Source organism: Enterocloster lavalensis, from assembly GCF_046603895.1.
GTDB classification, from domain to species: domain Bacteria; phylum Bacillota; class Clostridia; order Lachnospirales; family Lachnospiraceae; genus Enterocloster; species Enterocloster lavalensis.
The window spans coordinates 4372937-4395241 of the sequence record NZ_CP176637.1 but is presented as its reverse complement, the minus strand read 5'-3'; the positions used below and the strand labels follow the sequence as shown (position 1 = coordinate 4395241).

The 22305-nt window shown below is 56.9% G+C and carries 20 protein-coding genes; 3 read left to right on the top strand and 17 right to left on the bottom strand.

Going from position 1 to position 22305, the window contains the following annotated elements:
* Positions 1-145 precede the first annotated feature (145 nt).
* From ACK2JC_RS19595 to ACK2JC_RS19560, 8 genes are all read right to left on the bottom strand, one after another.
* A complete protein-coding gene (locus tag ACK2JC_RS19595; protein ID WP_320937075.1) occupies positions 146-1339 on the bottom strand; it encodes a HAMP domain-containing sensor histidine kinase in 1194 nt (397 codons plus the stop codon).
* 236 nt (positions 1340-1575) lie between these two features.
* On the bottom strand, positions 1576-2226 hold the full coding sequence (locus ACK2JC_RS19590) for a response regulator transcription factor (RefSeq protein ID WP_320937074.1): 651 nt from the start codon (positions 2224-2226) through the stop codon (positions 1576-1578).
* Between the two features lies 1 nt (position 2227).
* Positions 2228-2680 (bottom strand): GNAT family N-acetyltransferase, encoded by a 453-nt coding sequence (locus ACK2JC_RS19585; RefSeq protein ID WP_320937073.1) that lies wholly within the window; start codon positions 2678-2680, stop codon positions 2228-2230.
* Positions 2681-3006: 326 nt separating this feature from the next.
* Positions 3007-3429 carry a hypothetical protein gene (locus ACK2JC_RS19580; RefSeq protein WP_007716223.1) on the bottom strand — a complete coding sequence of 141 codons (423 nt, stop codon included), beginning with the start codon at positions 3427-3429 and terminating at the stop codon, positions 3007-3009.
* A 28-nt stretch (positions 3430-3457) separates the two neighbouring features.
* On the bottom strand, positions 3458-4756 hold the full coding sequence (locus tag ACK2JC_RS19575) for a phenylacetate--CoA ligase family protein (protein ID WP_092370320.1): 1299 nt from the start codon (positions 4754-4756) through the stop codon (positions 3458-3460).
* 71 nt (positions 4757-4827) lie between these two features.
* The gene (locus tag ACK2JC_RS19570; protein ID WP_024735978.1) at positions 4828-5403 is read right to left on the bottom strand and encodes an indolepyruvate oxidoreductase subunit beta; all 576 of its coding nucleotides are present in this window, start codon (positions 5401-5403) and stop codon (positions 4828-4830) included.
* 13 nt (positions 5404-5416) lie between these two features.
* Positions 5417-7165 (bottom strand): indolepyruvate ferredoxin oxidoreductase subunit alpha, encoded by a 1749-nt coding sequence (iorA, locus tag ACK2JC_RS19565; protein ID WP_107435302.1) that lies wholly within the window; start codon positions 7163-7165, stop codon positions 5417-5419.
* Positions 7166-7249: 84 nt separating this feature from the next.
* Positions 7250-8566 (bottom strand): phenylacetate--CoA ligase family protein, encoded by a 1317-nt coding sequence (locus ACK2JC_RS19560; protein ID WP_118755498.1) that lies wholly within the window; start codon positions 8564-8566, stop codon positions 7250-7252.
* Positions 8567-9228: 662 nt separating this feature from the next.
* Between ACK2JC_RS19560 and ACK2JC_RS19555 the strand changes: the two genes are divergently transcribed.
* From ACK2JC_RS19555 to ACK2JC_RS19545, 3 genes are all read left to right on the top strand, one after another.
* Positions 9229-10761, top strand: a complete 1533-nt coding sequence (locus ACK2JC_RS19555) for an FGGY-family carbohydrate kinase (RefSeq protein ID WP_368274908.1) — start codon at positions 9229-9231, stop codon at positions 10759-10761.
* A gap of 239 nt (positions 10762-11000) precedes the next feature.
* Entirely contained in the window at positions 11001-11291 is a 291-nt protein-coding gene (locus ACK2JC_RS19550; protein WP_007716260.1) for a hypothetical protein, read from the top strand.
* Position 11292: 1 nt separating this feature from the next.
* Positions 11293-11484: a helix-turn-helix transcriptional regulator gene (locus ACK2JC_RS19545; protein WP_092370307.1), complete on the top strand. Its 192-nt coding sequence runs from the start codon at positions 11293-11295 to the stop codon at positions 11482-11484.
* Between the two features lie 103 nt (positions 11485-11587).
* Here the strand turns inward: ACK2JC_RS19545 and ACK2JC_RS19540 are convergent, their stop codons facing one another.
* The 9 genes from ACK2JC_RS19540 to ACK2JC_RS19500 all read right to left on the bottom strand — a co-directional run bounded on the left by ACK2JC_RS19540 (position 11588) and on the right by ACK2JC_RS19500 (position 22037).
* Positions 11588-12514 (bottom strand): ABC transporter permease, encoded by a 927-nt coding sequence (locus ACK2JC_RS19540; protein ID WP_118755508.1) that lies wholly within the window; start codon positions 12512-12514, stop codon positions 11588-11590.
* On the bottom strand, positions 12511-13587 hold the full coding sequence (locus ACK2JC_RS19535) for an ABC transporter permease (RefSeq protein ID WP_320937071.1): 1077 nt from the start codon (positions 13585-13587) through the stop codon (positions 12511-12513). The genes ACK2JC_RS19540 and ACK2JC_RS19535 overlap by 4 nt, the downstream gene beginning before the upstream one ends.
* The gene (locus tag ACK2JC_RS19530; RefSeq protein ID WP_320937070.1) at positions 13571-15100 is read right to left on the bottom strand and encodes an ABC transporter ATP-binding protein; all 1530 of its coding nucleotides are present in this window, start codon (positions 15098-15100) and stop codon (positions 13571-13573) included. The genes ACK2JC_RS19535 and ACK2JC_RS19530 overlap by 17 nt, the downstream gene beginning before the upstream one ends.
* Before the next feature lie 33 nt (positions 15101-15133).
* Positions 15134-16183, bottom strand: coding sequence for a BMP family ABC transporter substrate-binding protein (locus ACK2JC_RS19525; protein WP_276850127.1), 1050 nt, complete (start codon positions 16181-16183; stop codon positions 15134-15136).
* Positions 16180-17112, bottom strand: a complete 933-nt coding sequence (locus ACK2JC_RS19520) for a carbohydrate kinase family protein (protein WP_320937069.1) — start codon at positions 17110-17112, stop codon at positions 16180-16182. The genes ACK2JC_RS19525 and ACK2JC_RS19520 overlap by 4 nt, the downstream gene beginning before the upstream one ends.
* Positions 17109-18134 carry an ADP-ribosylglycohydrolase family protein gene (locus ACK2JC_RS19515; protein WP_320937068.1) on the bottom strand — a complete coding sequence of 342 codons (1026 nt, stop codon included), beginning with the start codon at positions 18132-18134 and terminating at the stop codon, positions 17109-17111. The genes ACK2JC_RS19520 and ACK2JC_RS19515 overlap by 4 nt, the downstream gene beginning before the upstream one ends.
* Before the next feature lie 106 nt (positions 18135-18240).
* Positions 18241-19368, bottom strand: coding sequence for an ureidoglycolate lyase (locus tag ACK2JC_RS19510; protein ID WP_320937067.1), 1128 nt, complete (start codon positions 19366-19368; stop codon positions 18241-18243).
* Positions 19369-19384: 16 nt separating this feature from the next.
* Positions 19385-20938, bottom strand: coding sequence for a GntR family transcriptional regulator (locus ACK2JC_RS19505; RefSeq protein ID WP_320937066.1), 1554 nt, complete (start codon positions 20936-20938; stop codon positions 19385-19387).
* A 415-nt stretch (positions 20939-21353) separates the two neighbouring features.
* Positions 21354-22037: a GntR family transcriptional regulator gene (locus tag ACK2JC_RS19500; protein WP_092370305.1), complete on the bottom strand. Its 684-nt coding sequence runs from the start codon at positions 22035-22037 to the stop codon at positions 21354-21356.
* Positions 22038-22305 lie beyond the last annotated feature (268 nt).

Sequence of the window (22305 nt, the reverse complement as noted above, 5' to 3'; positions counted from 1 at the left end):
CCCGCAGGCAACACCAGCGGCCCATTGCATCCAAACAATCGCCCGCAGTCTGCACCCACGGCCCATTGCATCCAATAAAAAACGCATACCTGCTTCCAAAAAGGAATCCAGATATGCGTCCCCGCCCCATTCACCCACTCATTTTTCAAAAAACCACCTCAAACCAGACCCGGCTCCCGTCCCGGCCGCAGCCTGTCTGATATCCGCAGCGCTCCGCGATCTTCTTCACCATCGGAAGCCCCAGTCCGGTCCCGGTCAGCGCCTGATTGCGGGAGCGCTCTCCCACATAGAAGGGCTCCCAGATGCGCGCCAGGTCCATTTCCCCGCAAAACTCGTTGGAAATCCGAAAACAATACCTGCCGTCCCGCGGAGTCAGAGCGATCTCCACCTGTCCCTTTTCCGCATACTTGGCCGCATTGGACAGCAAATTGGAAAATACCGCCGAGATCAGCTCCTCGTTCCCGCTCACAACCGCGTCCGAAACAATATTGGTATTAATTTCCAATTCCCTCTGTTCCGCCAAAATCCGCTGTTCCTCCAAATGCCCCAGCAGTATCCGGTCCAACGCCACTTCCTCCTGCAAATACTCCCTCTGCCCGATCCGCGACAAGTCCAGCAGACGTTCCACCAACAGCGCCATTTTCCTGTTCTGCCGGATAATCGTCCCCACAAAGGTCCCGTCGTCCAACTCATCCCGGATTCCCTCCGCATACGCGCCGATCAGCGCAATGGGCGTTTTCAGGTCGTGGGCCACGTTGTCCAGCAGCTCCTCCATCTCCCGGTTCTTGTCCAGCAGCCTGCGTTGATACTCCTGGATATCCCGGCTCATCCGGTTCATACTCTCCGCCACCGTCTCCAGCTCGTCCCCGGTTCGGACCTCCAGCTCCCCGTACTCCCTCTGGGAAATGCCTCTGGCAAATTCTTCCATCCGCCCCAGGGGATTGGTGATATGCCGGACCAGAAACCAGATAAACGCCATGGCCGCCGCCAGCGACAGCGCGTAAAGCGCCAGCCCGAATCCGTTGACAATCCGCACAAAATCCCCGGCCTCGGGCACAATCGCCGCCACGGCGTACAGATTTTCCCCCAGCGGAATATACTCCACCAGAATCCCGTAATTCAGCTTGTCCTGCCGGTAAAGCCGGAACTTCCGCCCATCCCGCACCGCCGAGATGTAATCCTGGTCCCAGAGCCAGAATTTATGAAATCCCAGTCCTTTCCGGCGGAATTTTTCCCGCAGCTCCTCGCTGAGCCCATCGTAGTCCGAGGTGTTGGCCGCCCAGACCACCAGCACCTTCTCCGTTTCTTCCAGCGCCTCCGCCGCTCCCCCCGGCCCCATCCCCCGGCCGATCAGCGCTTCCAGCCGCCTCCACGTAACCGGTCTGACGCCGCAGGTAATACCGCTCCACCACCTGGGTGTTCACAAAAATGGACAAAGCCAGGGTAATCACCAGAATCACCCCTACCCCAGCCATAAACTTTGCAGACAAACGCCGGAACATTTTTACGGCCACACGGCGGAACGGACGGGTCAGCCGCATGCCCCACGCCCCGCGGCCTTCCTCACGTCCCCCTCTACCCATCCACATCCTCCATCACATACCCCATCCCAATCCTGGTCTTAATATACCCCCCGCCAATCTTCCCCCGCAGCCGCCGGATATGCGCGTCCACCGTGCGCGTATCCCCGGTGAAATCCATCCCCCACACCCGGTCCAGCAGCCGTTCCCTGGACAGAACCATCCTCTGATTGCTCATAAAACAGCTCAGCAACCCGAATTCCGTCCGGATCAGTTCCAGCCTGCGCCCATCCAGAGCCGCCTCCCCTGTCCCCGGGTTCAGCGTCAGTTTCCCGCAACGCAGCACCCCCTCGGCATTACAGAGCTTTTTCACGCGCAGCAACAGTACCTGCATATCGAAGGGCTTGCGCAGGTAGTCGTCCGCGCCGCAGGACAGCCCCGCGACCTCGTCCTCATTCTGCCCTTTTGCCGTCAGCATCAATATTTTGACCGGAATATTGAGACGCCGGACCTCCCGGCAGGTATCCAGCCCGTTCTGAACCGGCATCATCCAGTCCAGCACCACCAAATCCACCGGGTGTTCCGCCAGAAAATCCACCGCCGCCGCGCCGTCCCCCACCGTGTCCACCTGGTACCCTTCTCTTCTGAGATAGAGCCCCAGTATCTTCTGCATATCCGGATCGTCCTCCGCAATCAACACATTCATATCAAACGCCTCCGGGCCGCTCCCGCTTCAAGTACACCATATCCACAAGCTGCTTCCCATCCTCAAACATAGGATGGTCATAATGATCCGTAAAAAAGTTTTTAACGCGGTGGGATTCCGTAAAGCCGCAGCTGTGATAAAACCCCAGCGAAGAGGGCACGTCCCCGGTCCCAACAAGCATCCGTTCACAGTCCCCATAATAGGAAAACGCAAACTCGATCAGCTGTTTCCCATACCCCTTCCGCTGGCAATCCGGCGCCACCGCGATGTTTTTAAGCTCATAAACCCCGTCCCCTTCTCTCGTCACCACGCATTCCGCCAACACGCCGCCGTCCTCCAGAACAAACATATCCCCCCGCTCCAGATACCGGTCGATCATATCCTCCTGCTCGTCCGCCAGCAACAGCAACTCCATATATTCCTTCTTATTGTGCATCACGTTTCGAATCTTCATCAATCTCCGCCTCCATATTTCAAGTACGTTACATTCTACCATACCCGGACCTTTTCGTCTATTCCGATCTCCAAGCCTGCGGCCCATCCCCTCCAATAAGCACCCGCAGGCTCTCACAAACGCCTGTCACCTCCAACAGGCCCCCGCAGCTTCCCCCATCTCCCCCAATCACCCGCCCGCAGGCTGCTCCTGTGCACCATTACCTCCACCAAAAACCAGGGCGCGGACTCACCGCCTTCCGGCATGAATCCGCGCCCCGCGCCACATCCGCGAAACCGCCTCCTGCATTCCATCCGCAGTCCCGGCTCCGCCAATTTTATTCTCTCTTAACAGCACATTTCCTCATTGCTGTACAGCTCCAGACCTCCGTCCACAACCGCCTTGGCCGCCGTCTCACCGTCCGACGCCTTCACGATCATGGCCCTGCGGTTGGCGCTGGCCAATGCGTACATATACTCAATATTCAGCCCCTGGCTGCAGAGAATGTGGGTCATCTTGTGCAGCTCGCCCACCTTGTCCTCCAGCTTCACGGCCAGCACGTCGGTGAGCATCGCGGAGAATCCCTCCTCCCGCAGCGCCTTTTTCGCCACCTCGGGGTTGGAGACCACCATGCGCAGCATGCCGTACTCCGTGGTGTCCGCCATGCTCAAAGACAGGATATTGATGTTCTGCGTCTTCAGCACATCTGTCACCTGCTCCAGTCTTCCCTCACGGTTCTCTATAAACACAGATAATTGCTTTACAAACATATATTTTCCTCTCTTTCTCAGGCGGTTTTTAATCCAGCTTGCGCTTGTCGATCACATGGACGGACTTGCCCATGCTGCGCTCCAGGCCCTTGGGCTCCACCAGCTTTACCTTGGCGGCCAGGCCGATGGCCTGCTGTAAGGTGTACTCGATCTGTTTGGTCAGATTTTCCAGCGCCCGGATCTCGTCGGAGAAGAAGCGCTCCTCCACCTCCACGTGCACCTCCAGGGTGTCCAGATTGTTGACCCGGTCCACGATCATCAGGTAGTGCGGCGTGGTTCCGCCCATCTCCAGCAGCGCGGATTCGATCTGGGACGGGAACACGTTGACACCGCGAATGATCAGCATGTCGTCGGTTCTGCCCTTGAATCTGGCGATGCGCGCCGTGGTCCGCCCGCATTCGCAGGTGCTGTGGTCCAGGCTGGTCAAATCCTTGGTGCGGTAGCGGATCAGCGGAATCCCCTCCTTGGTCAGGGTGGAGAACACCAGCTCGCCGGTCACGCCGTCGCCCACGGGCTTCAAGGTCTCCGGGTCCACGATCTCAGGCAGGAAATGATCCTCGTGCACATGCAGCCCGCAGTGCAGGTTGCAGTCCGTGGCCACGCCTGGGCCCATGATCTCGCTGAGGCCGTAGATATCGTGGGCCTCGATGCCCAGCTTCTCCTCGATCTTGTGCCGCATCTTCTCCGTCCACGGCTCCGCGCCGTTTAAGGAAGCTTTTAACTTGATCTGATCCCGGACGCCCATCTCCTCGATGGTCTCCGCGATGTGCAGCAGGTAGGAGGGCGTGCACATAATGCCCGTCACCCCAAAATCGATCATCATGTTGATCAGCTTCTTGGTATTTCCGGTGGACATGGGAACCACCGTAGCCCCCATTTTCTCCGCCCCGTAGTGGGCCCCCAGGCCCCCGGTGAACAGGCCGTAGCCGTAGGCCACCTGGATAATGTCGTTTTTGCCAAGCCCGGCCATACTGATACAGCGGGCAACGCACTCGCTCCACACGTCGATGTCCCGGCGGGTGTAACCCACCACCGTGGGCTTGCCGGTGGTGCCGCTGGAAGCGTGGATGCGGACGATCTGCGAATTGGGCACTGCGAACAGGCCGAAGGGATAGGTCTCCCTCAGATCGTCCTTGGTGGTGAAGGGCAGCTTATCCAGGTCCTCGATGCCCCGGATATCCCCCGGCTCCAGGCCCACAGCCTGCATTTTCTTGCGGTAAAACTCCACGTTGTGGTACACCCGGTCCACCAGCTTCACCAGCCGCGCGCTTTGCAGGTTGATCATCTCATCCCTGCTCATGCACTCTTTCGTCTCATTCCATATCATGTCCGTATCCTCTCCTATCATAGCCGTATTTGGATCATATCCGTTTCCGGCCTATTTCCTTCTTCCCTCGCTTACGCCTCCAGCGCGTAACCCGCCTCAAAGGCCTTCTTGTTCACCTCGATGGTCTTTGGCGGCACCGTGGTCTCGATCACGGAGATCCAGTCCTCCTTCTCAAAGCCCATGTGTCTGGCCGCCGCGCCCAGCACGATCACGTTAAATGCCCTCGGCGCGCCCATTTTCTTGGCCTCCTTGGTCGCCTCCACCACAATGGTGTCCCGCTGCTCCTTTAAGGTATCCAGAATCCCGTCCGGATAGGACGCCACTCCGGTCACAACGGTGATTGGGTCGATGCGCCAGTCGTTGACGATCACCACCCCGTCTTTTTTCAGGAAATGCAGGTAGCGCAGGGCTTCCAGCCGCTCAAAGGCGATCAGCACATCCGCCTGCCCCTCCTCCACGATGGGCTCTGCCACGGACTCGCCGTAGCGCACAAAGGTCACCACGCTTCCGCCCCGCTGGGCCATGCCGTGGACCTCTGAGAGCTTCACGTCATAGCCGGCGCGGATGGCCAGCTTGCCCAAAATGCGGCTGGTCAGCAGGGTTCCCTGCCCGCCAACGCCCACAATCATAATATTTTTCGTCGCCATTTTCTCGCTCATCTCACTCACCCGCCTTTACCGTCTCGATTGCGTCGAACTTGCAGAGCTGCTTGCACAGCCCGCACCCGTTGCACATGGTCTCGTCTATGGAAATGGTGCCGTCCTCATTCTTCGTCAGGGCCGGGCAGCCGGGACGCAGGCATGCGCCGCACTTCTTACACTTCTCCGAAAGCGGCCTGCACTTGTCGGGGAACTTCACTCCCTTAAGCAGGGCGCAGGGGGACTTGGCAATGATCACGGAAACGCCGTCCTTTGCCGTCTCCCGCTTGAAGGCTTCCTCCAGGCCGGGCAGGTCGAAAGCGTTCACCTCGTACACATTTTCAATTCCCAACGATTTACAGAGGCCGAAAATGTTGATAGCCGGAACCACCTGACCCTTCAGGGTCTTGCCCGTGGCCGCGTGGTCCTGGTGGCCCGTCATACCCGTGGTGGAATTGTCCAGAATCACCACCGTGCCGTTGGCCTGATTGTAAACCATGTTCATCAGGGAATTGATTCCCGTGTGCATAAAGGTGGAATCGCCGATCACGGCCACCCAGTTGCGGATAAAATCCCGGCCCCTGGCCTTTTCCATGCCGTGAAGGGTGCTGATGCTGGCTCCCATGCAGATAGTGGTGTCGATGACGCCCAGAGGCGCCACCGCGCCCAGGGTGTAGCAGCCGATATCGCCCGTAGCGTGGATTTTCAGCTTGTTCAGCACGGAAAATACGCTTCTGTGGGGACATCCGGGACAGAGAATCGGGGGACGGGCCGGTACCTGGGCGGATGCCGCCACATCCAGGGTCTGACCCAGAATCTTCTCCCGGATCATGTTGGCGCTGTACTCGCCCTGGACGGTAAACAGTTCCTTACCCACCGCCTTTGCGATTCCCCAGGACTTCACCTGCTCCTCGATCACAGGCTCCAGCTCCTCAAATATGTAAAGCTTCTCCACCTTGGCCGCAAACTCCTCGATCAGCCTGCGGGGCAGGGGATTCACGATTCCCAGCTTCAGCACGGACGCCTCAGGCATGGCTTCCTTCACGTACTGGTAGGCGATTCCGCTGGTGATAAAGCCCACGGAAAGGTCGTTGTACTCCACCTTGTTCACCGGGAAGCCGCAGGCGTCCTCCGCCATCTGTTTCAAACGCGCTTCCACCACCAGGTGGCGCTTGATGGCATTTCCGGGCATCATCACGTACTTGGCCATATCCCGCTCATAGGGGATGTCAAATGGCTCCGCCCGCTCCTCCAGCTCCACCAGGCCCTGGGAATGGGACAGGCGGGTGGTGCTGCGCACGATCACCGGGGTGTCGTATTTCTCACTCAGATCGAATGCATACTTGGTGAACTCCTTGGCCTCTGCGCTGTCCGACGGCTCCAGGACCGGCAGCATGGCCGCCCGGGCCACCATGCGGGTGTCCTGCTCGTTCTGGGAGCTGTACATGCCCGGATCGTCCGCCGCGATCACCACCATGCCGCCCCGCACGCCCGCGTAAGCCGCGGTGTACAGCGGGTCGGCGGCCACGTTGACGCCCACGTGCTTCATGCAGCACATGGAGCGCACGCCCGCGATGGACGCGCCGATGGCAACCTCCGTGGCGACCTTCTCATTGGGAGCCCACTCGGCGTAAATCTCGTCGTATTGGACCAGGCTCTCGCTCATCTCCGTGCTGGGGGTGCCGGGGTAGGCGGAGCTCACTTTTACGCCCGCCTCGTAGGCCCCCCTCGCAATGGCTTCATTGCCCAGTAATATTTTTTTCTCAGACACGTTAATACCTTCCTTTCCTTATATAACGCACAGCGTCCGGCAGCCGTAACCGCCGGAAACCGGTTTTATCGCGTTGTGTTCTCATCACAGCTTCTGGGGATCGTTCCTCAGATCGGTGACGCGCTTGGCCTTGCCCTCGAAGCGCTGCAGGGTGTTGGGGGATACCAGCTGGATCTTGGCGTCCAGGCCCAGCATCATGCGCATTTTCTCCCGCAGGCTGTAGTCCAGGCGTTCCAGTGCCGCATAGGAGTCCATCATGGCCTCCGCCTCCACCTCCACCTTGATAGTGAGAATGTCGCTGTGGTTCTTGCGGTCCAGCACGATCTCGTAGTTGGGTCCAATGCCCTCGGTGTTGATCAGCACTTCCTCGATCTGACTGGGGAATACGTTGACGCCGCGAATCTTCAGCATGTCGTCGGTGCGGCCGGACAGATTCTCCATGCGCACCGTGGTGCGGCCGCAGGGGCAGGGCTCATACATCAGCCGGGTGATATCCCGGGTCCTGTAACGGATCAGGGGCAGCGCCTCCTTGGTCAGGCAGGTGATCACCAGCTCGCCCTTCTCCCCGGGCGCAAGGACCTCCCCGGTCTTAGGATCGATGACCTCCGCCAGGAAATGATCCTCGTTGATATGCATACCGTTGAGTTCCAGACATTCCCCGGAAACGCCGGGGCCCATGAGCTCGCTCATTCCGTAGTTCTGGGTCAGGTTCACATCGTAGCCCCAGACCTTGTAAAGCTCGGTCCGCATGGCCTCGGTCATCAGCTCGCTGCCAAGCAGCAGGGTATGTATCTTCAGATCCTTTTTGGGGTCCATCCCCATCTCCTTCGCCACCTCCGCGATGCGCATGGCGTAGGAGGGCGTGGCCACCAGCAGGGTGGACTCGAAATCCTTCATGTACATCAGCTGCTTCTGGGTATTACCCGTGGACGAGGGCACGATGGCCGCTCCCACCTTCTCCAGGCCGTTGTGCAGGCCCAGGGCGCCGGTGAACATGCCGTAGCCGAAGCAAATCTGCGCCACGTCGTCCTCCGTGGCCCCTCCGGCCACCGCCAGCCTGGCCACGCACTCCTTCCAGACCTCCAGGTCCGTGTTGGTGTAGCCCACCACCGTGGGTTTGCCCGTGGTTCCGCTGGAAGCGTGAATCCGCCGCAGCTCTTTTCTCGGCACCGCAAACAGGCCGTAGGGATAATTGTCCCGCATATCCTGCTTGGTGGTAAAGGGCAGGTTCTTCACATCCCCAAGGCTCTTCACGTCCTCCGGCTTCACCCCCGCCGCGTCCATCTTGGCGCGGTACGCAGGCACGTGCTCGTAAACCCTTTTCACCGTATCCTTCAGGCGTTCCAGCTGAATCGCCTCAATTTCTTTCCGGGACATTGTCTCTTCTTTCGCCCAAATCATGACTGACCTCCTAAATTCCGAAACGCCTGGCCGGCGTTTCTCTTAGCAAGACATTAAAAGTATAGCATTCTTTCGTGGGTTTGTCTGCTGTTTTTGTGCAATTATACCCTGTTACCAGCCGCAGGCTGATGACAAGTGATACGTTTCCTTAATTAAAACACATTTTACGGCAGTTTCAGGGGGTTGTCAACCGTTTTTACTTTATTTATTTAAAGCGTTGGCGCTTTTACGTGAAAATGTAAAAATCAGTCCAAAATGTTGCTTGCTTCCTTCATATCGTCCTTTCCTTATTTATAGGAAATCTTTCCCTCATCAGATACACTAGCCTTTGCACTTTATGATTTTTTCGGGCTGCAACTCCATCTTTATCGCCTTCATATAATTATTGAATATCATTATCAATATTTTCCGATGTCAAAAATTTATATTTTTCTTTTTTATCATTATAATTGCAGAATCATAATGATTATACTTTTAGTTTTTAGATATTTTACACAATAAAAAGAATTACTTTTTTACCATTCCATTCATTTTCACAATATCCTCTATTGACATATCTATTACATTTTTATAATATAGATATGTATCAATATTAAAATACCAATCGCGCAATCAAAACGCGATCCACCCCAAACCACAACAATATTTCGGAGGAACCCACTATGGAGCAGCAGTATTTCTTAGGCGTGGACATTGGAACAACCGCGATCAAGGCAGCCCTCTTTGACGGCTGCGGCCAGAAACTCTTACACCGCACACAGGAATATGAGCTTTTAAAGCCCTCCGCCCAGAGAGTGGAGCAGGCGCCCCACGTCTACTGGGACACCTTCTGCGCCTGCGTCAAATATGTGGTGCAGAATTCAGGGGTGGACCCTCGGCTCATCAAAGCCTTTTCCATGGATTCCTCCGCTGAGACCATCGCCTTCATGGACGAAAACCTGGAACCACTGGACAATTTCTACGTCTGGCTGGACAGCCGGGCTGAGGAGGAAGCCAACGAGATCAATGAACGTTTCCCTGCCACGGAGATCATACATGCCACCGGCCAGACCCCCATTGACCCGGTGTATCCGGCCGCCAAGATTCTCTGGTTCAAAAAACACAAGCCGGAACTGTTCCGGCGCATCCGCATGATGTTCATGTGCGACGATTACATTTTGTGGAAAATGAGCGGCAGGATGGTGAGCCACGGCTCCAGCTGGTGTACCTCCTATTTGTGGGACATCACCCGCAAACAGTGGTGGCCTGAGATGTTAGACTACCTTGGATTAGATGAATACCAGCTGCCAACGCTGTACGAGACCGGAACCCCCATCGGCACCATCCTGCCCCAGATCGCCGACGAGCTTGGACTGCCCCGGGATCTTCTGCTGGTGGTGGGCGGCCAGGACCAGTCCAGCGGAGCCATCGGCGTGGGAAATGTGAAGCCGGGGATATTTTCCGAGTCCACAGGCGGAGCCCTGATGGTCTGCACGGCTACCTACAGGCCCGTGTTTGACGAAAACGGCTGCATCCCCTGCAATTACAGCGATATGGAGGATGTCTATATGATACAGGGCGGGGCCAAAGGCGGCATTTTGTTCCGTTGGCTGCGCGACAACCTCTGCCGGGAGGAGATGATGAGGGAGCTGGCCGGGGAGGGTGACAGCTACGATTTCATGACCGGATTAGCCGCCGCCACCCCTCCCGGCGCGGAAGGGTTGTTCCTGCTGCCGTTCTTCGGGGGCGGAAGCACACCCAACCCGGATATTTATGGCAGAGGCATTCTCTACGGCCTGAACCTTGGCCACACAAAGGGCCACATCATCCGCGCGTTCATGGAAGGACTGGCCTGCAATATCACAAAGATCATTGAATACACGGAACGCCTGACCGGCATTCAGGTGACCCAGGTGCGCTCCCTGGGCGGAGGCTCCCTAAGCCCCGTCTGGTGCCAGATCAAGGCGGACGTGCTGAACCGCCAGGTCGTCACCATGAAAAATACACAGGACGCCGCCTGCCTGGGCGCGGCCATCGTCGCCGGTTATGGCTACGGTGCGTTCGATTCCATCGCCGACACAGCGTTAAAATTCGCCAAAATCGACCGGGTTTACGATCCGAACCCGGAGAACCGGGCGGTTTACGACCAGCTGCTAAAAAAATACGATCTGCTGATCCAGGCGACGAAGGGATATACAGAGGAGCTGGCAAAATAAAATCAACCGCAAAAACTGCCTCACAGGTTCTTCCCCGCCTAACAAGTTCTCCCCCGCCTAACCGCGGGGGATATTTTTCGGTTACCGCGGGCCGCTGACGCCCCCTGTTGGGCAGCTGCTGTTTCTTCGATGGATTTTTCAATAAAAATGTCAAAAACTCTTGACATTTCCTCCGCTGTTCTATATATTAAAAATGTCAAAACTTTTTGACATCTCTCACTGAACAGAAAGGAGCTTTTATGGGTACGTTTGGACTGATTCTATTTGGACTCTATCTACTTGCAATGATTGTTCTGGATATCGCCATGATCATTTCCCTCTTAAAACCAGGAGACGAGAGAAGGCAGATGATTGTCTGGAAAGCCAGCACATGGACGCTAGCCGGAATAACGGGAAGCCTGGTATTCAGCATAGCGGAGCGCATCATAAAATCCCATGAAATGCAGGTAAATCCCTTCACCACGCTCACCGCAGCCGCCACTATCTATTTTATCTGCCTTCTGTTTTATAAAAAGAAATACGGCGATTGACATGAAAAATTCGATTCGGGATAAGCGAAAACAACAAGGGTTATCGCAGGAGGAGCTGGCAAAAAAGTGCGGCGTTTCCCGCCAGACTGTAAATGCGATTGAAAATGACAAATACGACCCGACCCTGGCCCTGGCCTTCCATCTGGCCAGGGAATTAGATACCACCGTTGACACACTTTTCACACCGGACTAAGCGCCAAACAGTTTAAGCCCGGAACATTTCCCAAGACGCAAAAAGCAGGAAAGCCCTCATTCGCCCGTGGCTTCCCTGCTTTTTTCAGATATTCTCACAATTCTTACGCGCTCTTTCTTCTCCCCGCCGTCTTATACTTGAGCAGCACCGCGTTCACCGTCAGAATCAGCACCGTGATCAGGTACGGCATGGACAGCACCACCTGGGAGGGGATTTTCATGCTCTGCAGCGCCACGGACTGGGCGGACACATATCCGAACACCAGGCAGGCCAGCATAGTCTTCACCGGCTTGGCGTCCCCCACCATAATCGCCGCCAGCGCCAGGTATCCGTATCCGCCGGAAATCTTCTCCGTGAACATGGAAGCCCCGCCGATGGTCAGAAACGCGCCGCTCATGCCGCCCAAAAGTCCGCCCAGCAGAATGGCCTGCCATTTGTAGCGCATGGTGTTGACGCCAACGGAGGCCGCTCCCGCCTCCTTGATCCCAATCCCCCGCAGCCGCAGGCCGAAGGGCGTCTTAAACATGACGATGTGAGCCGCGATCACCGCGAAAATCGCCAGGTACACCAGCACGTTGTGGCCGCTGACCACGGCTCCGATGTACGGAATCTCCTTGATGAACGGAATGTCCACCGTCTGAAAGCTCTTGATCCGCGGGTCGATAAACACGCCGCGCACCTTAAAAATCGCGCTCAGCAGAAACGTGGTGATTCCCCAGGACGCCAGGTTTAAGGCGATGCCGACCACCATGGTGTCCGACTCAAAATACAGCACAAACACGGCGAAAATGCAGGACATCACTAATCCGGCAAGCATCCCCAAAAGAAGGCCCACCCAGGGGCTCTGGCTCCAGTAGCTGCCGCACATGGCGAAGAACGCGCTGATCCCCAGGTAGCTCTCCAGACCAATGTTAAACACGTTGGCTTTGCTGCCGAAGCAGCCGCCCACGGCCACAAAGAGAATGGGCACCGTCAGACGCAGGGTGGCGGAGATCAGGGACGGTCCCAGCAAAAGTTCAAACAGATTCATTTCGCACCTCCTGTCTCAAGGATCCGGCCTTTCCCAAAGCTGATTTTTTTCAGCAGCGAACGGATATCCACGGTGATAAAGATTACAAACAACGCCTGGATCAGAGTCACCAGAATCCGGTTCACGCTGGTCATCCGCTCCATGTTCAGAGATCCGGCCTTGATCATTCCCCACAGCAGGCTCACGCCGATGGCGTTTATGGGGTTGTTCTTGGCAATCAGGGCAACCATAATTCCGTCCCAGCCCATGCCGGTGGAAAAATTATTGCGAAACCGCAAATGCGGGCCCATGATCTCCACCGCGCCGCAGACGCCGGAGATGAAACCGCTGAGCAGAAAGGCGAAGGTCATGTTCTGCACCACCCGGACGCCCCCGTACCGGGCAAAACGGCTGTTGCGCCCCAGCATCCGCCACTCATATCCCCTGCGGGTGAATTTGAAAAATGTGAACACCGCCAGGGCGATTCCCAGGGCGATGAAAATGCCCGTGGTAGCCTGATAGGGCGGAAGCAGCTGGGTCAGTCGCGCCGACTCAAGAATCTCGGGCGTTGCGATCTGATCCGGGTTGGTATCCGAATTGAGCCCCATGAGCATCATGGTAAAATACTCGGTGAAGAGCACCGCCGCATAGTTGAGCATCAGCGTCACGATCATCTCATTGATCTGGAATACGGCCTTCAAAAACGCGGGCAGCAGGGCGTAGGCCAGACCGGCAAGTCCGCCCGCAAGGATGGCGATTGGTATGTGGATCAGCCGCGGCCCCGAGAGAAAGGCGCCTGCGATGGCGCTGGCAAAGGCCCCGAAATAGATCTGTCCCTCCAACCCCAGGTTGGTGATTCCCGTTTTCTGGGCCACGATGGCTGCGATGGTGGCGATCAGCACCGGGGTGCTCCAGCGGATGCTGCTGGAGATGGCGGAAGTGCTGCCCACCGCCCCCTTAACCAGCGCCGCGAAGGCCTCCGCCGGGCTGCTCCCCTGAATGGTAATCAAAATGGCGGCAATGGCCATAACCAGCGCCAGCGATACCACATAGTTCATCCACTGGCTGTTTTTCTCCTCAGGCTGTCGTTTCATCAGCATTTCCTCCCAGTATGTAAAACCCGATTTCCTTCTCATCGTAATCCGGCCCTGTCAGTTCCTTCTGCACGCTGCCCTCAAACATCACCAGAATCCGGTCGCTTAAGGTCATGGCTTCGTTCAGATCGTAGGTGATGAGCAGCACCGACACCCGCTTCTGCTCTACCTGCTTGACGATCTCATTCCAGATAAATTCAATAGCCCCCACGTCGATTCCCCTGGTCGGGTCCTCGATGATCAGCACCTCGTAGTCCTGAGTGAACTCCCGCCCCACGATCAGCTTCTGCAGATTCCCGCCCGACAGAGAACCGGCCTTGTCGTAGGGGCTTCTGGTCCGCACGTCGTAGGTGGAAATAATCTCTCCCGCGTAAGCCTCGGCCTGCCCGTAATCCATGAGAAATCTGCGCTTGCAAAAGGCCTTTAAGTATTTCCCCATAATGGAGTTCTCCACCAGGGTGGACTCTCTGGAACATCCCACCTGATTCCGGTCCTGGGGCACATAACCGATCCCCCGCAGCCGGTTGGCCCGTGGATTCTTCCCGGGCAGCTCCTGTCCGCGCACCTTGATTGTGCCGCTCTCCGCCCGCCGGATTCCGCTCAGGGCTTCCACCAGCTCGGACTGCCCGTTGCCGGAAACTCCCACGATGCCCACAATCTCCCCGGCGCGGATGTCAAATGACATGTTTTTTACCTTGGGAATGTGCAGGTTTCCGTTGACGCTCAGGTTGCTGACACTCAGAACCACATCGTCCCCAGGCCGTGGATGCTTTTCAATGTCCAGCATCACGTCCCGGCCCACCATACGGTTGGTCAGAAGCGGGATGGTAGCCTCGGATTTTGGGATGGTGCAGACTACGGTTCCTTTTTTCATCACCGTAATGGTGTCCGCCATCTCCATGACCTCTTTCAGCTTGTGGGTAATGAAAATAATCGTCTTGCCCTGCTTTACCAGGAAGCGGATGGCCTTAAACAATCCCTCCACCTCCTGGGGCGGCAGCACTGCGGTGGGTTCGTCCAGGATAATGATATCGGCGTTGGTAAACAGCACCTTGACGATCTCCACCTGCTGTTGCTGTACAATGGGCAGGCTGCCCGCGGGCGCGTGGAGGTCAAAGCGGAAGCCGTAATCGCCGCAGATGGCCCTGATCCGTTTTTCGCTCTCGCCCATGTTTAAGAAGGCCCTCCCTTTTAAGGGCTCATGGCCGAGAATGATATTTTCCAGCACCGTGAGCTCGGGAAAGAGCATAAATTCCTGTTGGACCATGCCGATACCGGAGCGGGCGGCGTCGGTTGCGTTTTTAAACCGCTTCACCTGCCCGTTTAAGATGATCTCCCCGTCCGTCGGCTCGTGCACGCCCGCGAGAATGTTCATTAACGTGCTCTTGCCCGCCCCGTTTTCCCCAATAATCGCATGGATCGTGCCTTTTTCCACCGTCAGGCTCACATTTTCCACGGCCGCAAAACTGCCGTAATACTTTTTAATGTTTTTCGCAACCAACAACGCGCTCATTTAAGCCCCTCCATCCCTTCCGCCTGTATAGTCTTATTGCGTTTCCAGCTCTCCGGGAACCTGGATTTCACCACTCTGAATCTTGGAAAATACCTCGTCCACCGTCTTTTGCAGGTCCTCCGGCAGTTTCTGGTAATCCCGATCATCGTAGAGTCTGGCGCCGGAGTCCAGGCCGAAGATTTCCATTCCAGGCTCAAACTGTCCCTCGGACACGCTCTTGCCCGCCGCGTAGGTGGCGCCGGTGGTATCCTTGAGGGCGGACCAGAACACGATGTCCTGGTTGATCGCGCCCTGCCACTCGTCGCTGCCAATGCACAACACGTTCATTTCCTCGCAGGCCCGGATCACGCCCAGTCCCGCCTGGTTGGCAGAGTGCATGACAATGTCCGCGCCTTTTCCGATCAGCTGCTTGGCCAGCTCCCCGCCCTTGTTGGGGTCGTCGGAGGAACCGATGTAGATGGACTCACAGGCCACGTCCGGGTCCCCGTATTTCACACCGGCCTCAAATCCGGCGCGCCAGCGGTTCACAGTAGGCAGGTCCATGTTGCCGATCCAGGCCACCTGTTTTGTCTTGGTGGTTTTTGCCGCAACAACTCCGGCGATAAACGCGGATTCCTGAGGTTCCACCACAATGGTTTTCACGTTTGGCAGATCGCTGGTAGCGTAGGTGTCCACCAGAATAAACTGGGTGTCGGGGAAATCCGGAGCCAGGTTAAAGGCCACGTCAGCCAGGTCGTCCCAAACCACGTAGATGGGGTTCGCCCCCGCCTCCGCCATGGCCCGGACCTGCTCGGTGTACTCGGATTTGTCCAGAGCCTCGATGATCTTAGCCTCCTTGCCGGACTCTTGGGCGTACTGCTTGACGCCGTTGTAAGCCAGCGTCAGAAAAGGATCGCCCTGAGGTATGATAATGATCATGGCCGTCATTTTGCTGCTGTCAGCGGACGCCTGCCCTGCGCCCTGCGCAGCCTGCTCCGTACCGCCCGCCGCAGCGGACGTCTGCTCTGTTTTGGATGAACCGCAGCCGGTGAGAAGGCCGAAGGCCATGGCAGCCGCCAACAATGATACCAGTATTTTTTTCATGATTGATTTCCCCCTGTCAGAAATTGTTCTTTAAATTGTTCCACTGCGGCCGCCGTCGCGACGCCGCCTCTCGCCCCCATAAAGCCTATGGCCCGGGCCGCGGCCGCGTTGGCAAATTCCGCGCACTCCCGCAGCGTCCACCCCCGGCTGACGCCGTAGAGGAAGGATGCGTTAAAGGTATCCCCCGCTCCGGTGGTGTCCACGGCCTTTACCTTATACCCCGGCACATGGATGGGTTTCCCCTCCCCCGCGTACACGGAGCAGCCCTGGCTCCCCTTGGTGTAAACCAGGGCAGCGCCCATCTTCCGAAGCCGTTCCCCGTAATCTCCGCCGTAAAGCTCCGTGAGCCTGCGGTGGCTGCCGGAATTGATAAACAGGTAATCCGCCCAGCCCAGCTGAAGGAAATCCTTCTCCGGCTCAGCCAGCGTACCCGCCTCCACATCCAGGGCCAGCTTGGCCCCTGAGGCGACGATCCGCTCTGTAATGTGCTCTTCATCCCCAAAGGCCCGCAGTTCGCTGAGGGAGGAATACACGATATCCGCCTCCGCGATCAGCCGTCCCTGGTCTCCGGTCAGCTTCAAATCCCTCTTTTTCCGGTCCATCACGAAAATGACCCGCTCCCCGTCCTTCAGCATGATCAGACATCTGGGGTCCGGCAGAGAAGCATCCACGGAAAAATACGAGGTGTCCACGCCGCATTCCCGCAGCTCCCGCTCCATGATTTTGGACTGGGGTCCGCCGTTGACGCAGTCGATCATATAAGTTTTACACCCGTAACCGGCGTACACTGCGGCCGCATTGGCCAGCATTCCGCCCACCTTGGTTTCCAGAAATTTACAGACAACCTTATCCCCCATCACAGGGACCGTGTCCATTTCATAGTATTCGTCCAGATCATTTGTGCCGATGACGACCATGACGCCGTTCATCCGACCATCCCCCTTATCCTGCCTGCCATACCCCGCAAATCCATGTTGTTCTTGGTCTCCAGAACCTCCACGTACTCTTTTGGAAGGGAGCCGATTCCGTTGAGCGCTCCCAGGATCCCCCCCACCATGGTGGCGATGGTGTCCGTGTCGTTTCCGATATTCACCCCGGCGTAAATGGCTTCCATGGTGTCGCCTTTTGCTGCGGCTAAAAGCCCGAAGCTGGCAGGCACCGCCTCCGCAGCGGCCAGCCCGCAGCCGATGCGGTCGGAAATCTCATCCATGGCGGTGAGTATATCTCCCTCCCCGCGTCCGATTTCCACCGCCATCTGAATCCGCTTCTCCACCGAAGGCCCGGCCAGCACCTTGCCGGTCTCGCTGCCGATCTCAAAACCTTTTTTGGCCCCGTAGATTCCCGCATCGATCACGGACTGCAGCGTAGCTTCCCGTTTCATGGCCTCCGCCGTGGCAGCGGCCACCGCCGTTGCGCCCGATAAGGCGATGTTGTTGTTGTGGGTCCATCTGCACATGATGACGGCGTCCCTGACGGCTTTGTCCACATTCCCCGCGGCGAACAGAGCCACCGGCGAGATCTTCATAGCTCCGCCGTTGCTGGCCTTGCCATTGTCATTGACCAGGACGAAACCGCCTTCCGGCAAAGCCGGTTTATTTCCCCGCAGCTCTTCCACCGCCGCTCTGGTGGTGGGGCCTGCGAATCTCTGGAAAAAATCATCGTACTCCGCCCAGGACAGCAGGGCCGCCCGGGACACCTCCGGCGTAATCTCCCCGTTGTGGCGGAGAATTTCCAGACAGGTAATGTATGCCAGGCTGAAATCGTCGGTCACCTGGCCGGGCATATTTCCTCTGGCAAAGGTGTCGTCCGGCGGGGTCAGAAATTCCTTCACCCGGCCGCCGAATTTCTCCTCGATCTGCCTGCGGGTGCGCATCTCCGTGGCCGCGCCCAGGGCATCCCCCGCCGCTGCGCCCACGAGGCAGCCCAATATTTTTTCTTCTATGTAATCCAAAACAGTTCCTCCGTTATCCTTATGATTTTACCTGCTGTGGAGAGTCCCGCAGAGCGGTCTTTGGGGGCGCAGTTTCCGCTGCGCGCCCGGGGTCCGGGATGAATTTTTATACGCACCCCACAGGGGACAATATGTAAAAGTATCCCGCCGTCCCCGGCTCCCTCAGCACTTTATAACATACATTTTCTTCCAAAAGGGCATAGTCGCCCTGGGAGAGTTTGACCGTGTAGACGCGCTCCGGCTGTTCCCGCAAACTCACCGTCAAATTCACAGCGCCGCAGGCGCACAGGATTTGGCGCGCGGCGGCCGGGCCGGATTCTGTGGCGCTGTCCCGGGAAATGGCGGCCGGGCCGGATTCCACAGCACCGTCCCGGAAAATGGCAGCCGGGCCGGATTCCACAGCGCCGTCCCGGAAAATGGCAGCCGGGCCGCACTCCGTGGCGCTATCCCGGGAATCGTCCTCCGGGAATCCAACGCCCAGATAGCAGCCTTCCGTCAGAGCCGGCATTTCCTCCAGCCAGCTCCTCCAGCCGGTATCCCCGGCAAGGCCGGGACCTTCCAGCACGCGGACCAGCCGGCCGTAAGTTGAAAACGGCGTACGATCCGTACCGTTTAAGAACCGTTTCGCCTCAGGCGCACCCAGCCGTGTTTCCGCTTCCGGTGCTGCCGCCTGGAGCTCCCCGGACTCCGGCGCTGCGTTCTCCCGTCTTCCGGCTTCCTGCGCCACTGTTTCCAACTTCCCGGGCTCTCCCGTCTCCCACCGCACTGGCACCGCTTCCGGAACAATCTCCGTCCACTTCACCTCAGACGCTACAAAATCCCGCTGTGGGATCAGAAAAAAGTAGGTGGTATCCCGGTGCAGCCCGTGGTTGGCGTCGTGCCAAATGCCTCTGCCCAGCACCACCGCATCCCCCGGCCTCATGATAAACGCCCGGACGTCCCGGCTCCTGGGCGCTTCCTCCGGATCGGAGTCCGCCACCGTGAGAATCATCTCGCCGTCCCCACAGATCAGAAGCTCCTCGGACAGAACGTGCCGCTCCATCTTCGACGAGACAAAAGGCCCGCCCGCCACCGCGGTTGCCCCGATTTTCAGCGGCTCCCCGCTGATCCGTTCCCGGCTCACAAACGTCTGCCCGTCCGCCAGGCGCACTCCATCTTCCCCGCGCAGATTGTAATATCTGCCGTAAGCCGCAAAATTACCGGCCGTTATCCGTATCGGCTCAATGGCCTCCATATCGCTTCCCCCATTTCTACAAACCGCTGTAATAGCGGGCCGCAATATCGTGCGGCAGCTTTTCCAGATTAAACGCGCAGTGGTCGTTGGCGAAGTCCACGTACCCGGGCGGGATCATGTACATCCCGTAAACCGCCCCCGCGAGAGCGCCCGCAAGCACGGACAATCCTTTGGTCTCCCGTCCCAGCCAGGCGGCCTCTGCCATCATTTCCGTAAATTCTTCGGGCCTGCGCTCCAAAAGCCGGAGCAGCGCTTCCAACAGCGGATTTTCCTGCGGCTGCCGTTCCACCACCCCGCGGATCACGTCCAGCACCGCCTCCAGCCGGTCGTTTCCGGCCATCGCCTCGGCAAAGGCGCTGGTCAGCCCCATGTTCTCCTCCAGATCCTGCTCCCTGGGGTAAACCACCTCGCAGATCCGGGCGAAAAACTCCCTGGCCCCGGCGGCGTTACCGGGATTCGCCAGACCGGCCGGCATGGTCATCAGCGCTTTTTCCGGGAATTCCCTGCCGTCCCGCATAAACTCCGGGTACTGGTTCCAGGTCACCAGCGCGCTGGAAATCTTCCCCGGATTCAGTCCCTCCCGGCATTTTGCAAGCTCCTCTGCCACAAAATAGGCGATGGCAAATTCCCCCGAAACGCCCGCCGGTTCTCCGGAGAGCAGGCTGCCGTCAAATCCCCGCTTTTCATCCAGCGCGTGTTCCAAAAACACCCGGTAATGTTCCCGGTCCCCGGCAGCCCTGGCCATGGTCCCGAACATGTCCCCCAGAGCCGCGCCGTAAATACATCCCATGATCTTGTTGCAGCTCAGGGTGCTGACGCTGTCCTGCTGCTTGCGGCTGTACTGGGTGTGGGTATAAAAAATATCGGACCTCTGGTAGTTCTCACAGTATTCGATGATCCGCCCCAGCTGGTCGCTGGAGGTGCGCTTGATACTCAGCACCGGCTCGTCGGGCAGAATGTCCAACAGCCTGGCCACATTGTCCGGGCACCCTACTGCCCGGAATTTCTCGTCGATCACGTCGAAAAAGATATTAGCTTTTGTGTTTAATAAATTATACAGGGAGCCGTTCTCCAAATCCTCCTGGTAGAAATTGATGTTGCCCACATAGCGCTTCACCAGATATGCGTCGTCATACCCCGCGGGCCTGCCCTCGGCCAGGCGCACCCTGACGATATGGATCAGGGGCGTATAGCGGGGCACGCCGAAGATATTGCTGAGCTTTTCGTCGGCGGACAGCTCCTCGATGTTGATCAGCCTGGAACCGATCCCCATACCGGCTCCGGCGTACTTCTTCAGGGAAGATAATCCATGGCTTCTCTCCGTGCTGCCGAACACCTGGGGGCTCTTAACCACAAAGGTTCCCCGCCCCTTGATCGTTTCCAGAATCCCTCTGCGGCACAGTTCCTTGATGGCCTCCCGCACCGTCACCCGGCTCACGCCAAAGGCCTCGGCCAGCTCATTCTGGGTGGGGATCATGTCTCCCTTTTGGTAGACTCCGTTGGCGATGTCCTCGGATATCTTGTGGAAGATCTGCGTGTAAACGGTTCTGGGAGTGCTGTTTCTTGTCATTGAAAACCCTCCAATCTGAATTGAAATGAATATGCATAGTCATTAATGATATTATAGATATGCATATGCATATTTGTCAACGAAATTGCACAGTCTGAAATGTATAACTTCGTTTCCATCGACGGTATTTTAGAAAAAAACAGCAGTTTTCACCGGAATTCCACTCCTGTTTTTTACAATTCAGCTATTATGAGTGGAAATATATGGCCAGCCATTTACATTTCTCACATCCAGCTCTTTACCGAACGCCGAACTATGACCAACCGCCCACAGGCTGCGCCAGCAGCCCATTGCATACAACAAAAAACAGAGGACCTCGCCAGTCCTCTGTTTTTTTCCCTTATCCGTTCCCCGCCCCGCAGAATCCGTTCCCGTCCGTCCCCGGAACGTCCCCCGCGCAAGCAGGACAATACCATTATTCAAAATACTCCCGGTACTCGTCCGAGAAAATCTTCCCTCCCAGCCGCCTGATTCCCCCATACAGATGCTGCATCATCAGGGGTTCGATTGCGTCCAGATTCTTCGTATCGATAATCTGCATCATCTCCTGATGGTTCTCCAGCACATCCGGCACGTTCCTGGCCCCCACGATGTCCAGGCGGATAAAGCGGGAGTAGTCCGCGTCCGGTTTAATCAGCTGTTCCCAGAGATACATCTTGTCGGTGGACCGGAACCAGATCTCATGCATGGCAAGGTCTCTGTGAAGAAAATCATTGATATCAAAAGGCCCCGGCTCGTGCCTTTTTGCGCCCGCCTCCTCCAGCATCCGCAGACGGTAACGGGCCTGCTCGGCCTCCGGCGGAGTGCAGACCTTAACGAAATCCCTGAACACCATGGACTCCACGGCGACCCGCTGGTAGATCAGCTGGTTGGCAATGTGCAGGTTGATGGGCGTGACAATGGTCCCTTTATGCGGAATAATCTGCACAAAACGGTTCTGCTCCAAACGCTGCAGCGCACTGCGGACCGGGGTACGGGATATGGAGAAACGTTTACAAAGCGTATTTTCACTCAGCATTTCCCCCGGCTTTATTTCCAGACTCACAATCTCTCCCTCAAGAATCTGGTATATCTCATCGACCGATAGACCTGTATCCATAAAATCCTCCTGTACCCCTGTGCTATATCTCTCATTATAGGGAGATGAAAATTAAAAGTCAAATAAAAGTTGTATCAAAAAAGCCCGCTTCCCTTTACCCTGTATACAAGCCAACAAAAATAATCCATCAAAACTGTGCATTCTGCCAATTCCAGGACATTCAGGAGGAGAAAAGTTCATTTTTCGTCTCTGTTTTTCTACATTTTATATAAATTTTGTATAAATTTAAGTGAATTTTATTGTCATTTTGGAAGAACATTTAAAAAGC

What these genes read in the sequence shown, in the direction of transcription:
- ACK2JC_RS19535 (WP_320937071.1), bottom strand. Translation starts at nt 13,587, where the DNA reads ATGAAACGACAGCCTGAGGAGAAAAACAGCCAGTGGATGAACTATGTG.
- ACK2JC_RS19560 (WP_118755498.1), bottom strand. Translation starts at nt 8,566, where the DNA reads ATGATTTGGGCGAAAGAAGAGACAATGTCCCGGAAAGAAATTGAGGCG.
- ACK2JC_RS19555 (WP_368274908.1), top strand. Translation starts at nt 9,229, where the DNA reads ATGGAGCAGCAGTATTTCTTAGGCGTGGACATTGGAACAACCGCGATC.
- ACK2JC_RS19545 (WP_092370307.1), top strand. Translation starts at nt 11,293, where the DNA reads ATGAAAAATTCGATTCGGGATAAGCGAAAACAACAAGGGTTATCGCAG.
- ACK2JC_RS19590 (WP_320937074.1), bottom strand. Translation starts at nt 2,226, where the DNA reads ATGAATGTGTTGATTGCGGAGGACGATCCGGATATGCAGAAGATACTG.
- ACK2JC_RS19530 (WP_320937070.1), bottom strand. Translation starts at nt 15,100, where the DNA reads ATGAGCGCGTTGTTGGTTGCGAAAAACATTAAAAAGTATTACGGCAGT.
- ACK2JC_RS19580 (WP_007716223.1), bottom strand. Translation starts at nt 3,429, where the DNA reads ATGTTTGTAAAGCAATTATCTGTGTTTATAGAGAACCGTGAGGGAAGA.
- ACK2JC_RS19510 (WP_320937067.1), bottom strand. Translation starts at nt 19,368, where the DNA reads ATGGAGGCCATTGAGCCGATACGGATAACGGCCGGTAATTTTGCGGCT.
- ACK2JC_RS19595 (WP_320937075.1), bottom strand. Translation starts at nt 1,339, where the DNA reads ATGGGGCCGGGGGGAGCGGCGGAGGCGCTGGAAGAAACGGAGAAGGTG.
- ACK2JC_RS19500 (WP_092370305.1), bottom strand. Translation starts at nt 22,037, where the DNA reads ATGGATACAGGTCTATCGGTCGATGAGATATACCAGATTCTTGAGGGA.
- ACK2JC_RS19575 (WP_092370320.1), bottom strand. Translation starts at nt 4,756, where the DNA reads ATGATATGGAATGAGACGAAAGAGTGCATGAGCAGGGATGAGATGATC.
- ACK2JC_RS19540 (WP_118755508.1), bottom strand. Translation starts at nt 12,514, where the DNA reads ATGAATCTGTTTGAACTTTTGCTGGGACCGTCCCTGATCTCCGCCACC.
- ACK2JC_RS19585 (WP_320937073.1), bottom strand. Translation starts at nt 2,680, where the DNA reads ATGAAGATTCGAAACGTGATGCACAATAAGAAGGAATATATGGAGTTG.
- ACK2JC_RS19505 (WP_320937066.1), bottom strand. Translation starts at nt 20,938, where the DNA reads ATGACAAGAAACAGCACTCCCAGAACCGTTTACACGCAGATCTTCCAC.
- ACK2JC_RS19520 (WP_320937069.1), bottom strand. Translation starts at nt 17,112, where the DNA reads ATGAACGGCGTCATGGTCGTCATCGGCACAAATGATCTGGACGAATAC.
- ACK2JC_RS19525 (WP_276850127.1), bottom strand. Translation starts at nt 16,183, where the DNA reads ATGAAAAAAATACTGGTATCATTGTTGGCGGCTGCCATGGCCTTCGGC.
- ACK2JC_RS19570 (WP_024735978.1), bottom strand. Translation starts at nt 5,403, where the DNA reads ATGGCGACGAAAAATATTATGATTGTGGGCGTTGGCGGGCAGGGAACC.
- ACK2JC_RS19550 (WP_007716260.1), top strand. Translation starts at nt 11,001, where the DNA reads ATGGGTACGTTTGGACTGATTCTATTTGGACTCTATCTACTTGCAATG.